10 protein-coding genes are annotated in these 12,886 nt (G+C 74.6%); 6 read left to right on the top strand and 4 right to left on the bottom strand.

The features are described 5' to 3' along the window. The first annotated feature begins 95 nt into the window (after window positions 1-95). Window positions 96-1,949 (top strand): M1 family aminopeptidase, encoded by a 1,854-nt coding sequence (locus ACIQVD_RS25740; protein WP_402291844.1) that lies wholly within the window; start codon window positions 96-98, stop codon window positions 1,947-1,949. A 53-nt stretch (window positions 1,950-2,002) separates the two neighbouring features. Here the strand turns inward: ACIQVD_RS25740 and ACIQVD_RS25735 are convergent, their stop codons facing one another. Then, on the bottom strand, window positions 2,003-3,247 hold the full coding sequence (locus ACIQVD_RS25735; RefSeq protein ID WP_402291843.1) for a streptophobe family protein: 1,245 nt from the start codon (window positions 3,245-3,247) through the stop codon (window positions 2,003-2,005). Between the two features lie 964 nt (window positions 3,248-4,211). On the opposite strand from ACIQVD_RS25735, the gene ACIQVD_RS25730 reads away from it, so the two are divergent. Next, window positions 4,212-5,261 carry a DUF6777 domain-containing protein gene (locus tag ACIQVD_RS25730; RefSeq protein WP_402291842.1) on the top strand — a complete coding sequence of 350 codons (1,050 nt, stop codon included), beginning with the start codon at window positions 4,212-4,214 and terminating at the stop codon, window positions 5,259-5,261. An 89-nt stretch (window positions 5,262-5,350) separates the two neighbouring features. Here ACIQVD_RS25730 and ACIQVD_RS25725 read toward each other — a convergent pair whose 3' ends face one another. Then, window positions 5,351-5,911, bottom strand: coding sequence for a dihydrofolate reductase family protein (locus ACIQVD_RS25725; RefSeq protein WP_402291841.1), 561 nt, complete (start codon window positions 5,909-5,911; stop codon window positions 5,351-5,353). A 292-nt stretch (window positions 5,912-6,203) separates the two neighbouring features. Here ACIQVD_RS25725 and ACIQVD_RS25720 point away from each other — a divergent pair, with 292 nt between their 5' ends. Continuing rightward, a complete protein-coding gene (locus tag ACIQVD_RS25720; protein WP_402291840.1) occupies window positions 6,204-7,376 on the top strand; it encodes a serine hydrolase domain-containing protein in 1,173 nt (390 codons plus the stop codon). On the opposite strand, the gene ACIQVD_RS25715 is transcribed toward ACIQVD_RS25720, so the two are convergent. Both ACIQVD_RS25715 and ACIQVD_RS25710 read right to left on the bottom strand, forming a co-directional pair. Beyond that, entirely contained in the window at window positions 7,358-7,690 is a 333-nt protein-coding gene (locus ACIQVD_RS25715) for a DUF2087 domain-containing protein (protein ID WP_402291839.1), read from the bottom strand. The genes ACIQVD_RS25720 and ACIQVD_RS25715 overlap by 19 nt on opposite strands. 370 nt (window positions 7,691-8,060) lie before the next feature. Then, window positions 8,061-8,987, bottom strand: coding sequence for a GNAT family N-acetyltransferase (locus ACIQVD_RS25710; RefSeq protein ID WP_402291838.1), 927 nt, complete (start codon window positions 8,985-8,987; stop codon window positions 8,061-8,063). Window positions 8,988-9,277: 290 nt separating this feature from the next. Between ACIQVD_RS25710 and ACIQVD_RS25705 the strand changes: the two genes are divergently transcribed. The 3 genes from ACIQVD_RS25705 (at window position 9,278) to ACIQVD_RS25695 (ending at window position 12,850) form a co-directional block, all read left to right on the top strand. Further along, the gene (locus ACIQVD_RS25705) at window positions 9,278-10,636 is read left to right on the top strand and encodes a glutamine synthetase family protein (protein WP_402291837.1); all 1,359 of its coding nucleotides are present in this window, start codon (window positions 9,278-9,280) and stop codon (window positions 10,634-10,636) included. A gap of 61 nt (window positions 10,637-10,697) precedes the next feature. Next, window positions 10,698-12,074: an aldehyde dehydrogenase family protein gene (locus ACIQVD_RS25700; protein WP_402291836.1), complete on the top strand. Its 1,377-nt coding sequence runs from the start codon at window positions 10,698-10,700 to the stop codon at window positions 12,072-12,074. Next, window positions 12,071-12,850 (top strand): 3-oxoacyl-ACP reductase, encoded by a 780-nt coding sequence (locus tag ACIQVD_RS25695; protein ID WP_402291835.1) that lies wholly within the window; start codon window positions 12,071-12,073, stop codon window positions 12,848-12,850. The genes ACIQVD_RS25700 and ACIQVD_RS25695 overlap by 4 nt, the downstream gene beginning before the upstream one ends. Window positions 12,851-12,886 lie beyond the last annotated feature (36 nt).

Here is a 12,886-nt window from a genome sequence, read left to right as displayed (position 1 = left end):
CGATCAGTGGCATGCACCTTTCAAAGTCGGGTGTTTGCTGGCAGTCTGCCCCTCGGCCAGGGCCCCCACAGACCCTGGCGACCGAGAGGAGCACCATGAGCAACAGACTCCGCGCCCTCGCCACCCGCGCCGTCGCCGTCCTGGGCACCACCGTGCTCGTCGCCGCCGGCACCGTGACCGCCACCGCCACCGTCGCGCAGGCCGCCGCCTGCACGCCGGCCCAGGTGGTCGTGAACGGCGGGTTCGAGTCCGGAAGTTCGCCCTGGACCTCGTCCAGCGGCGTGATCACCAGCGACAGCGGGCAGAGCGCCCACGGCGGGACGTCCTTCGCCTGGCTGAACGGCTACGGCTCGGCGCACACCGAGACGCTCGCGCAGACCGTGACCCTCCCCGCGGGCTGCACCAGCGCCACCCTGAGCTTCTGGCTGCACGTCGACACCGCCGAGACCACCAAGACCACGGCGTACGACAAACTGACCGCGAAGCTCGGCAGCACCACCCTCGCCACCTACTCCAACCTGGACGCCGCCGCCGGCTACGTGAAGAAGACGCTCGACGTCTCCGCGTACGCCGGACAGACCGTCAGCCTCGCCTTCAGCGGCGTCGAGGACGCCAGCCTGCAGACCAGCTTCGTGCTCGACGACTTCGCGCTCGATGTCTCCGGCGGCACCACCACCCCGCCCACCACCGACGCCACCCGCACCCCGGCCCCCACCGGGTACACCGTCAGCCTGAGCAGCGACGCGAGCGGCGCCACCTGGACCGGTCACCAGGGCATCGGCTTCACCAACCCCTCGGCGACCCCGCTGACCGAGGTGTACCTGCGGCTCTGGGACAACGCCCACGGCAGCTGCCCCAGCACGCCCGTCACCGTCAGCAACCTGACCGGCGGCACCGCCGGCGCGCTCAGCGTCAGCTGCACCGCGCTCAAGGTCACCCTGCCCGCGCCGCTCGCCCAGGGCCAGAGCGGCAGCCTCGGCTTCGACCTGTCCATCGCCGTCCCCTCCGGCGCCGACCGGTTCGGCCGCGACGGGGCCTTCGCCTTCATCGGCAACGCGCTGCCCGTCCTCGCGGTGCGCGACGCGGGCGGCTGGCACCTGGACCCCTACACCAACAACGGTGAGTCCTTCTACACCCTGGCCTCCGACTACACCGTCACCCTCGACCACCCCAGCAGCCTGCTCGTCCCCGCCACCGGCAGCTCCGTCGACACCCCCGGCAGCAGCGGACGGACCGTCACCACGGCCACCGCGAAGAACGTCCGCGAGTTCGCCTGGGCCGCCGGACCATTCAGCAAGACATCCGGCAGCTCGGCGGCCGGCACCGCGGTCAACGTCTACTCGGTCAGCGGCATCAGCTCCAGCGACGCGCAGTCCATGCTGAGCACCGCCAAGTCCGCCGTCGACGCGCACGCCGGACGGTTCGGCGCCTACCCCTACGGCGAACTCGACGCGGTGATCGACAACAACTTCTGGTTCGGCGGCATGGAGTACCCCGGCTTCGTCCTCGACCTGGTCTCCACCACCGCGCTCACCCACGAGATCGGCCACCAGTGGTGGTACGGCATCGTCGGCGACGACGAGTACAACAACCCCTGGCTGGACGAGGCGTTCACCGACTACGCCACCGACCTCGCCCAGGGCAAGACCGGCACCAACTGCTGGAACAGCACCTCCTGGGCCTCCTCCGCCGAGAAGATCAGCAACTCGATGGCCTACTGGGACGCCCACTCCTCCCGCTACTCGGCGGTCGTCTACGGCTACGGCAAGTGCGCCCTGCACGACCTGCGCCGCACCATCGGCGACACCGCGATGACCAAACTGCTGCACGACTACGCGGCGGCGCACTGGTACGGGATCTCCACCACCGCCGAGTTCAAGGCCGCCGCGCAGGCCGCGACCACGGTCGACCTGACGTCCTTCTGGACGCAGCACCGCATCGACGGCTGACGCGCCCGACCGGGCCCCGGGTTCCGGGCGCGGGCACAGGGGCGTCCAGGGCGTCAGGGTTCCGTCCGGCCCGCCGGAGCTTTCGCGGCGGTGCCGGGCGGGGCCCCGCCGCGAAAGCGCCGACGGACGACCAGCGCGCCCAGCAGGCCGGACAGGGCGCCCCAGCCGGCGGCGATCGGGACGGCGGTCAGCAGGTCCGGCTCCAGCACCGTCCGCCCCTCGCCGCCCAGGCCCAGCAGCGACAGCCCGTACACCGCCGACACCCGGGTCACCAGGCCCACCGCCAGCACCGCCAGCGCCAGCACCACGGCCGACTGCACCACCGACCGCCACACCGGCAGCGGCGGACGCGCCCGGGCCGCCGCCACCACGCCCGCCGCCAGCACCAGCAGCGCCGCCAGTGGCAGCAGCAGCCAGGCCCAGCCGTTCTGCTCGGCCAGCGCGCCCAGGTCCAGCGTCACGTCCCGCCCGGAGCGCAGCACCGCCGCCAGCGGATGCGGGAACGGCAGGCCCAGGCTGTTCGTGACGTGGCCGTGCCAGGACGCGCCGAGGCCCACCCCGAACCCCAGCCACGCCAGGTTCGGCAGCCCCAGGCAGACCACCGCCAGCGTCTGCCGCGGCTCACTGCCCGTCACCACCGCCACCAGGCCGCCCACCAGCCCCAGCAGCACGTACACCAGCAGCAGCACCAGCACCGCGTGCACCGTCGGCCGCAGCGTGCCGTGCCAGCGCACCCAGCCGGTCGGCAACGGCGCGCGCCGCGAGGCGGCCAGCGCCAGCAGCACCACCACCGCCAGCCACAGCAGGCCGAAGCTCACCGCCGGGCCCGGGTCCACCCGGAACCCCACCGTCGGCGCCGCACCGAACGCCCCGCCCAGCTCGTCGATCAGCGGATCGCCGGTCGACACCGTGAAGGAGTGCCGCGCCGCCGCGGACAGCAGCAGCACCGCCACCGTCCAGCCGGCCGCCAGCGCCAGCACCCGGGCCAGCAGCAGCCGCCCGCCCACCACCGCGTGGCGGCGCATCGGCCGCAGGAACAGGTACGCCGCCACCAGCGCGCCCACCAGCGTCACCGACAGCGGCATCGCGGTGATCCCGCCCTGCGCGGTCGCCACGAAGGCCGCGCCGCCGTCCAACTGCGCCGGTGCGCCCAGCGCCGTCAGCAGCGTCGCGGCCAGCACCGGACCGAAACCGCCGCCCGGCAGGTCGTCCGCGCCCGCCAGCCAGAGGCCGAGCGCGGCCACCGCCGCCATCGCCGCGAGCGCGCCGGCCACCGTGACCAGCGCGGAGAGCGGCACAGACCACCAGGGCGCGGCGAACCGGTCGGACGGCGAGGAAGGCGGTGGGGGTGGGGGAGGTGGGGACGAGGGGGTGCGGGGGTCCGCGGGAGTGGCGGCACCAGTCACACGTCTCACCGGCCCTTCGAGCGAGGTCCTCCGGGCACCGGCCCGGAGCGGCCGGTCCCTCCAGCTTCCGACAGGGCGCGGCGGGCGGCGAGTTGCCGCGTGCGGGGCGGGGCGTGGCGGGGCGCGGCCGGAGCCGGGGGAGCGGGGGCGGGGGAGCGGGCGGACAATGGTGGGTGCCGCAGCTGGACTCGGGGGAGTCCGACCGGGAGGAAGTCCCGTGAGTGAGCAGCCGACACCCCGGCAGCCCGGGGAATCCGGGGAACCCGCAGGGCCGGACCACGAGAACGAAGGTGCCCAGGCTCCGCCGCCGCACCGCCCCACCGAGGTGGCGGGCGGCGAGGTGGTGGGCGGGACGGCCGAGCCGGTCGTGCCTGTCGCGCCGCCAGGTGTCTCCGGAGCCTCCGGGCCGGCGGGGCCTCCCACGGAGGTGGTCCGGCCGGGGGCGGACGCCGGGGGCGCCGGGGGTGCGGAGGGGGTGCCGACCGAACTGGTGGAGCGGGCGGGCGGCGACGGCCCGGCAGTTGCGGAACCGCAGCCCACGGAGGTCGGGCGGCCGTCGGCCGGGGGTGACGGCGGGAGCGCTGCCGGGGACGCGGTGGGGGCTGCGTCGTCCTTCCCATCTGGGAGCGGGAGCGGGAGCGGGAGCAGGGGTGGTCCGGTGGGGCCGCCGTCCGGGCCGCTGTCGGCGGGCGGGGCGCGGCCCTCGGGCGCTGCGTCGGGTGCTTCGGCGGGCGGGGTGCCGCCGAGCGAGGGGAGCGGGGCGTCGGGGGGCGGGAGCGGGCCGCCGAGCGGGGGTCGGTCGACGGCCGGGGGCGGTGCGGGTGGCGGCGGGAAGCCGTGGTGGCGGAAGGGGCCGGTGCTCGCGGGCGCGGTCCTCGTCGTCGGGCTGGGCGTCGCGCTCGGCGTGGTCGCCACCGGCGGCTCGGGCGGGGGCGGCACGGCCCAGGCCGTCGAGATGCAACCGGTGGCCGCGGCCGGGCAGGAACCGTTCACCGACTCGGTCGCCAACGGCGGCACGCCCGACTCGGCCTCGCCCAGCGGCTCCGCCCCGTCTGCGTCCGGCAGCCCGACCGCGTCCGGCGGGTCGAGCGCGTCCGGCAGCCCGGCCGCGTCCGGCGGCGCCGTGGACGGCGGGCAGCCCGGCCTGTACGGCGGGACCAGGGAAGTGGCCAGCTGCGACGTGCCGAAACTCTCCGGGTACCTGGCCGCCAACACCGACAAGGCCCGGGCCTGGGCCGGGGTCGAGGGCATCGACACCTCGCAGATCGACGGCTACCTGAACGGCCTGACCCCCGTGGTGCTGCGCCAGGACACCCGGGTCACCAACCACGGTTACCAGAGCGGGCAAGCCACCCCGTACCAGGCCGTCCTGCAGTCCGGGACGGCCGTGCTGGTCGACAACCAGGGCGTGCCGAGGGTGCGTTGCGCCTGCGGCAACCCGCTGACGCCGCCGAGCGGCAGCGGCGGCACGTACACCGGGACGGCCTGGTCCTCGTTCCACCCGGGCGGGGTGGTGACGGTGCGGCCCGCCGCGGCGCCGGTGAACCGGATCGTGCTGGTGGACCAGGCGACGGGCCGTCAGTTCGACCGTCCCGTGGGCGGGACGGGCGGGACCGACGGGTCGGCCTCGCCTGGCGCCTCCGGTTCCGGGTCCTCCGGCGGGAGCTCCGGGACGGGGACGCCGTCCGGCGGCTCCTCGGCACCCTCGTCCGGCGCGTCGTCCGCACCGTCCGCGCCGTCCTCCGGCGGTTCGGGCTCGCCCGGGCAGCCCGGCTCCTCCGGGCCGTCCGGTGCACCGGGGTCACCGGGCTCGCCGGGTTCGCCGGGCGGTGGCGCGTCCTCCGGACCGGCTTCCGGCGGGGCGTCCGAAGGGGCGTCGAAGCCGGCCGGCTCGGGCACGCCGTAACGGTGGCCTGCTGGTGGGTCGGGGCTCCTCCTTCCGGCTCCCGGCAGGTGGGCGGTGGGCCGTGGCGCTGGGCGGTGGGTGGTCTGCGGTCAGCGGCGCAGGTAGCGGAGCAGCGTGACGCCGCTGCCGAAGGTGTGCGTCTCGGCGAGCACCAGGTCGGTGCGGGTGTCGGAGGGCGGGAACAGCGGGCGGCCCCGGCCCAGCACCACCGGGTGGACGTAGAGGCTGTACTCGTCGATCAGGTCCAACCGGCGGAGTTCGGCGGCGAGGACGGCGCCGCCGACGGCCAGGTCGGAGGCGGCGGAGGACTTCAGGGCGGTGACGGCCTCCGGATCGACGCTGCGGGCGATCGTGGTGTTCCAGCCGGCGTGGTCGAGGGTGCGGGAGAAGACCGTCTTCGGCATCTCCCGCCAGATCCGGGCGAACTCGACCACCGGCGGGGTGCTGGTCGGGTCCTGGTCGGCGGTGGGCCAGTACTCCGCCATCAGCTGGTACGTGACGCGGCCGTCGAGGAAGCCGCTCATCGCCGCCAGCCGGCGGTTGAAGTGCTCGTGCAGCTCGTCGTCGACGAGCTGCCAGCCGAGATCGCCGTCGGGCCCGGAGAAGTAGCCGTCGACGGACACGGACATCATCAGCACGAGGTCGGACACCGGCACCTCCGGCACCTGCGGCGGTCAGGGGTGCGGGCCACGTTACCCGCGTCCGGCACCCGGACGGCGGGTTCCGGCGGCCCGACGCGCCCGTGCGGCGGAAAACCAACCGGCGGTCGACGGCCGGGGCAACCGATCGGCTGATGGGGTGTCAACCGATCGGCGCGCCAAGGCCAGCCGATCGTTCGGTGGATCGGCTCGGGGACCGGGGCACACTTCCTCCAGCAGGAGACAGAAGGTGCGAACGGTACGGACGGTGCGGATCGGGCACCGGCGTCGAAAGGGGAACACGATGCGTGAGACGAACGGGACGAACGGGACGCGCACGACGGACGAGCCGCGCGGTGCGGGCGGCCTGCAGGCGCTGCTGGATCGCCGGGTCGCGGACGGGACGGTGCCGGGAGCGGTCGCCCTGATCGCCCGCGAGGGGCGGGTCGAGACGGCCGCCGCGGGCGAGTTGACCAGGGAGACGCCGGTGCGGATCGCCTCGGTCGGCAAGCCCGTCACGGCCGTGGCGCTGCTCCAGCTGGTCGACGACGGGGTGCTCGCCCTGGACGATCCGGTCGAGCGCTGGCTGCCGGAGCTGGCAGACCCGCGCGTGGTGCGGACGCCACACGCCCCGGTGACGGACACCGTCCCGGCGCACCGGCCCGTCACGGTGCGGGACGTCATGGAGTCGCGGGCCGGCTACGGCTTCGCGGCGGACTTCACCCTCCCCGCGCTGGCCCCGCTGTTCGCGGAGCTGGCGCAGGGTCCGCCACAGCCGCAGCAGGTGGCCCCACCCGAGGAGTGGACGGCCGCCCTGGCGGGCATCCCGATGCTCCACCAGCCGGGCGAGGCATGGTTGTACAACACCTGCTCCGACATCCAGGGCGTCCTGATCGCCCGGGCGGCCCGACAGCCGCTCGACCAGGTTCTGACGGAGCGGCTGTTCGAGCCGCTGGGCATGCCCGACACGGCCTTCCACGCGCCACCCGGCCGGCTGACCCCGCTGTACCGCCCGGGTCCGGACGGCACCCTGGAGGTGGCGGACCCACCGGACGGCCAGTGGAGCACCCCGCCCCCGTTCCCGTCCGGGGCCGGCGGCCTGGTGTCCACGCTCGACGACCTGTTCACGTTCCTGCGGATGCTGCGCGCCGGCGGCCGCGCCGAGGACGGGCGGCGGGTGCTCTCGCTGGGCGCGGTCCGGCTGATGACCACCAACCACCTGACGGAGCGCCAACGGGTCGACAGCGAGCTGTTCCTGGAAGGGCAGGGCTGGGGCTACGGCGGCTCGGTGGACGTGGTCCGCCGCGAGCCGTGGAACACCCCGGGCCGCTACGGCTGGGTCGGCGGCACCGGCACCGCCGCCCACCTGGTGCGGCGGACGGGCCTGGTGACGGTGCTGCTCACCCAGCGGGAGATGACGGGGCCCACCGCGCCGCCGCTGATGCGCGAGTTCTGGAGCTACGCGGCGGGCGGCTGAGCGTCCACCGGCCCGCTCGGTCCGGTCGGGGCGTCGTGGTCGGCGGTGACGGCCCGCCGGTAGCTCGACCCGTCCCGGGTACGGGTCAGCAGCCGGGCCTCGATCAGGTAGCGCCGCAGCATGGCGGTGTCGGGGTGGACGGTGAGCAGCGCCTCGTTGACCTCCTGCTCGCGGTACGGGCGCTCGGGGTCGAAGAGGGCGCGCACCAGGTGTTCGAGCAGGGCGGCGCGGCGGGCCGGTCGGCGCGGGACCGAGACCAGCCGGCCGTCGGTGAAGAACGCGGCGAGGTCGGCCGGTGGTTCATGAACGGACATGACAGGCAGCCTCGCAGCGCGGTTGCCGGGAGACAAACGGATTACCAGGGGGCACCGGCCCGAGGACCGGTACGGCACCCCCGGAAGAGGGAGAGGGAGGGAGCGCATGGGTGCGCGGAACACGGCGACGGGCCGGGCCCGGTGGGCGGCGGTGGTGCGGGCACTGCTGCTCCGCTGCCTCCGCTGGGGTACGCGGCCGGATCGGGCGAGACCGACCGAGGGCGGTCCGTGCCGGCAGGTGCGCCGGCACGGTCGGGTCGACCAGCCCGTGGAGCACCCGGACACCGATCGGCACTCGGATGACGCGGCGCGGCCGGGCGGTGGAGCACGGGTCTCGAGAGGAGGCGTCCAGACGGCGGCCGGTGCCGGATCACAGCGGGAGGCGGAACTCGATGGAGCGGTGGGTGCTGCGGTAGCCCAGGGCGCGGTTGACCGCCAGCATGCCGGTGTTGTGGTCGGCGGTGTCGGTGCGCAGGCCGGTGATCCCGGGGTGTTCGGCCCGCGTCCAGCGGATCGCCTCCGCCTTCATCGCCCGGGCCAGGCCGCGCCTGCGGTGGGCGGGCTGGACGGCGGTGCCGTAGTGCTGGCCGTCGCCGGACCGGTCGGCGGGCAGCACCAGCTCGCTGAACCCGACCAGGTCGCCGGTGGCGGTCTCCAGCACGGCGGCGGTGTGCAGCAGTTCGCCCCGGTCGGCGACGGCCCGCGCCGCGGCCAGCACCCGGGCCTCGTCCCACGCGACCACACCGAAGTCGGTGTCGCCCATCGGCATGTCGTCCATGGCGGTGCGGGCCCGGGTGAAAGCGGGCAGCCACTCCTCGGGGCAGCTGCCGAGCCAGGACACCAGCCGGTACCCGGGCGGGAGTTCGGGCCTCGCCACTCCACCGGCCTCGGTGGCGTCGGTTGCGGTGCCGGTGTCGGCTGCGGTGCCGGTGCCGGTGTCGGCCGGGGTCAGGTCCAGCCGGGCGTACTCGAGGACGAGCGCCCGTTCGAAGCCCCGGGCGGAGAGGAACGCGTCGCCCGGGGAGCCCTCGACGGCCTGGGCGAGCAGGGTGCGGCGGCCGTCCTCCCGGGCCGTGGTCGCCGCGGCTTCGAGCAGTGCCGAGCCGGCACCGCGCCGCCGCTCGGCGGGGTGGACGTCCAGGGCGAGTTCGCAGAGGTGGGCCTGTCCGGGGGAGTCGAACAGCCGTAGGAAGGCGCTGCCGAGCGGGGTGCCGTCCGGGGCGGAGGCCAGCCAGGCGAGGCGGCGCGAGGACGGGCCGGTGGCGGGATCGGCGAGGGCGGTCAGGCGGAAGGTCACGGGTCGTGGGCTCCAAGGAGGGCGGGACGGGCGGGCAGGCGTCACCGAAGCAGGTCCGGCCGTCGGGGGCAATCGCATTTCGGTCCGAGCGCGCCGGGCGGTGGAGCGGAGACAGGGGAGGGAAAGGCTGATGATCAATCAGTTCATGTGTGCAGATGATTTTCTGACGGTTCATCAGGCTTCGGTGGCACCCGCGCGGCCCCTGGTGCGCTCGGGTCCGGAGCGGGATCATCGTCGTCGTGGCGGACCGGTTCGCGTGCGGCGGGCCGGGTGGCGGAGGTGGTGGGCGGATGGTCGAGGGACGGCTCACGGTGGAGCGGCTGCGGGAGCTGGTGGCCGCGGGCGAGGTGGAGACGGTCGTGCTGGCCGTCACCGACATGCAGGGCCGGCTACAGGGAAAACGCCTGGACGCCGGGTACTTCCTCGCCGAGGTGCTGGCCGGTGGCGCCGAGGGCTGCGGCTACCTGCTGGCGGTGGACGTGGAGATGAACACCGTCGACGGCTACACCGTCTCCTCCTGGGAGAGCGGCTACGGAGACCTGGTCTTCGCCCCCGACCCGGCCACCCTGCGGATGGTGCCCTGGCACCCGGCCACCGCGATGGTCCAGTGCGACCTCGCCCACCACGACGGCACCCCGGTCACGGTCTCGCCCCGCCAGGTGCTGCGCCGCCAACTGGAGCGGCTGGCCGGCTACGGCTGGGGCGCGTACGTGGGCACCGAGCTGGAGTTCCTGGTGTTCCGGGACAGCTACGAGCGGGCCTGGGAGAAGCACTACCAGGACCTCACGCCCGTCAACCAGTACAACGTCGACTACTCGATCCTCGGCACCGCCCGGATCGAACCGCTGCTGCGCCGCCTGCGCACCGGCATGACCGGGGCCGGGCTGACGGTGGAGTCCGCGAAGGGCGAGTGCAACCTCGGGCAGCACGAGATCGCCTTCCACTACGCCGACGCGCTGACCACCTGCGACGACCACGCCGTCTACAAGACCGGCGCGAAGGAGATCGCCGCCCAGGAGTGCGTCAGCCTCACCTTCATGGCCAAGTACGACCAGCGCGAGGGCAACTCCTGCCACGTGCACCTGAGCCTGCGCGACGAGCGTGGTCACCCGGTGTTCCCCGGCGAGGGCGCGCACGGCTTCTCCCGGACGATGGAGCACTTCCTGGCCGGGCAGCTCGCCTGCCTCGACGGCTTCGCGCTGCTGCTCGCCCCGACCGTCAACTCCTACAAGCGCTACGTGCCGGGCAGCTTCGCTCCCACCGCGATCGCCTGGGGCCGCGACAACCGGACCTGCGCGCTGCGGGTGGTCGGGCACGGGTCCTCGCTGCGGTTCGAGAACCGGGTGCCCGGCGGCGACGTCAACCCCTACCTGGCGGTGGCCGCGCTGATCGCCGCCGGGCTGCACGGGGTGGAGCACCAGCTGCCGCTGGAGGCCGAGTTCACCGGCAACGCGTACGCCTCCGACGCGCCCAGGGTGCCCGGGACGCTGCGCGAGGCGATCGACCGGTTCGAGCGCAGCGAGGCCGCCACCGAGGCGTTCGGCAAGGACGTGGTCCGGCACTACGCCCACGCCGGGCGGGTCGAGCTCGCCGCGTACGACGCCGCGGTGACCGACTGGGAGCGCCGCCGCGGCTTCGAGCGGCTGTGAAGCGGCGGCGGCACGAGCGCGGGCGCGAGCACGAGAGCGAGAGCGGAGCGAGGAGGAGCAGGTGACCGAGGAGTCCGAGCCGTACCAGGTGGTCAACCCCGCCACCGAGGAGGTGATCGCCACCGTCGAACTGGCCGGCCCGGCCGCCGTCGACGCCGCGGTCGCCCGCGCCCGGGCGGCGTTCGAGAGCTGGCGGAACGTGGCGCCGGGCGACCGGGCCCGGCTGCTGCGCCGCTTCGCCGCCGAGGTGGACGCCGACCGCGAGCAACTGGCCGCCCTGGAGGTCGCCAACGCCGGCCACACCATCGGCAACGCCCGCTGGGAGGCGGGCAACGCGCGCGACGTCATCGAGTACTACGCGGGCGCCCCCGAGCGGCTGTTCGGCCGGCAGATCCCGGTCGCCGGCGGCCTCGACGTCACCTTCCACGAGCCGCTCGGCGTGGTCGGCGTGATCGTCCCGTGGAACTTCCCGCTGCCGATCGCCGCCTGGGCGCTGGCCCCCGCGCTGGCCGCGGGCAACACCGTCATCGTCAAACCCGCCGAACCCACCCCGCTCACCGCGCTGCGCCTGGCCGAACTCGCCCTGCGCGCGGGCCTGCCCGAGGGCGTGCTCCAGGTGCTGCCCGGCCGCGGCCCGGTGGTCGGGCAGCGCTTCGTCACCCACCCGGACGTCCGCAAGGTGGTGTTCACCGGCTCCACCGCCGTCGGGAGGTCCGTGCTGGCGGGCTGCGCCGCCCAGGTCAAGCCCGTCACGCTCGAACTCGGCGGCAAGAGCGCCAACATCGTCTTCGCCGACGCCGACCTGGACAGGGCCGCCGCCACCGCCCCCTACGCCGTCTTCGACAACGCCGGGCAGGACTGCTGCGCGCGCTCCCGGATCCTGGTCGAGGCGAGCGTGTACGAGGAGTTCATGGAGCGCCTGGAGCGCGCCGTCCGGGGCGTCCGGGTCGGCGACCCGGCGGACGAGAAGACCGAGATGGGGCCGCTGATCTCGGCCGCGCACCGGCGGCGGGTCGCCTCCTACGTGGACGGCGACACCGAGGTGGCGTTCCGCGGCAGCGCGCCCGAGGGGCCCGGCTTCTGGTACCCGCCGACGGTGCTGGCGCCGATCGCGCCCGACCACCGGGCGTTCACCGAGGAGGTGTTCGGCCCGGTCGCCGCCGTGGTCCCGTTCCGCGGCGAGAGCGACGCGGTGCGGATCGCCAACGCCACCGAGTACGGCCTGTCCGGGTCGATCTGGACGCGCGACGTGGGCCGGGCACTGCGCGTCGCCCGGGCCGTGGAGGCGGGCAACCTGTCCGTCAACTCGCACTCCTCGGTGCGCTACTGGACGCCGTTCGGCGGCTACAAGCAGTCCGGCCTGGGCCGTGAGCTCGGACCGGACGCCCTGCACGCCTTCACCGAGACCAAGAACGTCTTCATCGCCACGGAGGAATGAGCGACATGAGCAAGCGACTTGACGGCCGGGTGGCGGTCGTCACCGGCGCGGGCAGCGGCATCGGCCTGGCCACGGTGCGCCGCTTCGCCGCCGAGGGGGCGAAGGTGGTGTGCGCCGACATCGACGAGGAGAGCGGCGCCAAGGCCGCCAACGAGGCCGGCGGCCTGTTCGTGCGCACCGACGTGACCGACGAGGAGCAGGTGCGCGCCCTGTTCGACACCGCCGTCGAGCACTACGGCAGCCTGGACGTGGCGTTCAACAACGCGGGCATCTCCCCGCCGGACGACGACTCCATCCTGGTCACCGGCCTCGACGCGTGGAAGCGCGTCCAGGACGTCAACCTGACCTCGGTGTACCTGTGCTGCAAGTACGCGATCGGCCACATGCGGAGGCAGGGCAGGGGCTCGATCATCAACACCGCGTCCTTCGTGGCGGTGATGGGCGCCGCCACCTCGCAGATCTCCTACAGCGCCTCCAAGGGCGGCGTGCTGGCGATGAGCCGCGAGCTGGGCGTGGAGTTCGCCCGCGAGGGCATCCGGGTCAACGCGCTGTGCCCCGGCCCGGTCAACACCCCGCTGCTGCGGGAGCTGTTCGCCAAGGACCCGGAGCGCGCCGCCCGCCGGCTGGTGCACATCCCGCTCGGCCGGTTCGCCGAACCCGAGGAGATCGCCGCCGCGGTGGCCTTCCTGGCCAGCGACGACTCCTCCTTCATGACCGCCAGCACCTTCCTGGTGGACGGCGGCATCTCCGGCGCGTACGTCACCCCGCTCCCGTAGCGGCCCGGCGGCGGCAGCACGGCGGCCGGGCGGGTC

This window comes from Kitasatospora sp. NPDC090308 (assembly GCF_044769485.1).
GTDB classification, from domain to species: domain Bacteria; phylum Actinomycetota; class Actinomycetes; order Streptomycetales; family Streptomycetaceae; genus Kitasatospora; species Kitasatospora fiedleri.
The sequence above is the reverse complement of the archived record's forward strand: the minus strand, read 5'-3'. Positions and strand labels throughout refer to the sequence as shown.

Excerpts from the sequence above, each read along its gene's own strand:
- ACIQVD_RS25740 (WP_402291844.1), top strand. The coding sequence starts at position 96 with ATGAGCAACAGACTCCGCGCCCTCGCCACCCGCGCCGTCGCCGTCCTG.
- ACIQVD_RS25705 (WP_402291837.1), top strand. The coding sequence starts at position 9,278 with ATGGTCGAGGGACGGCTCACGGTGGAGCGGCTGCGGGAGCTGGTGGCC.
- ACIQVD_RS25720 (WP_402291840.1), top strand. The coding sequence starts at position 6,204 with ATGCGTGAGACGAACGGGACGAACGGGACGCGCACGACGGACGAGCCG.
- ACIQVD_RS25695 (WP_402291835.1), top strand. The coding sequence starts at position 12,071 with ATGAGCGACATGAGCAAGCGACTTGACGGCCGGGTGGCGGTCGTCACC.
- ACIQVD_RS25715 (WP_402291839.1), bottom strand. The coding sequence starts at position 7,690 with ATGTCCGTTCATGAACCACCGGCCGACCTCGCCGCGTTCTTCACCGAC.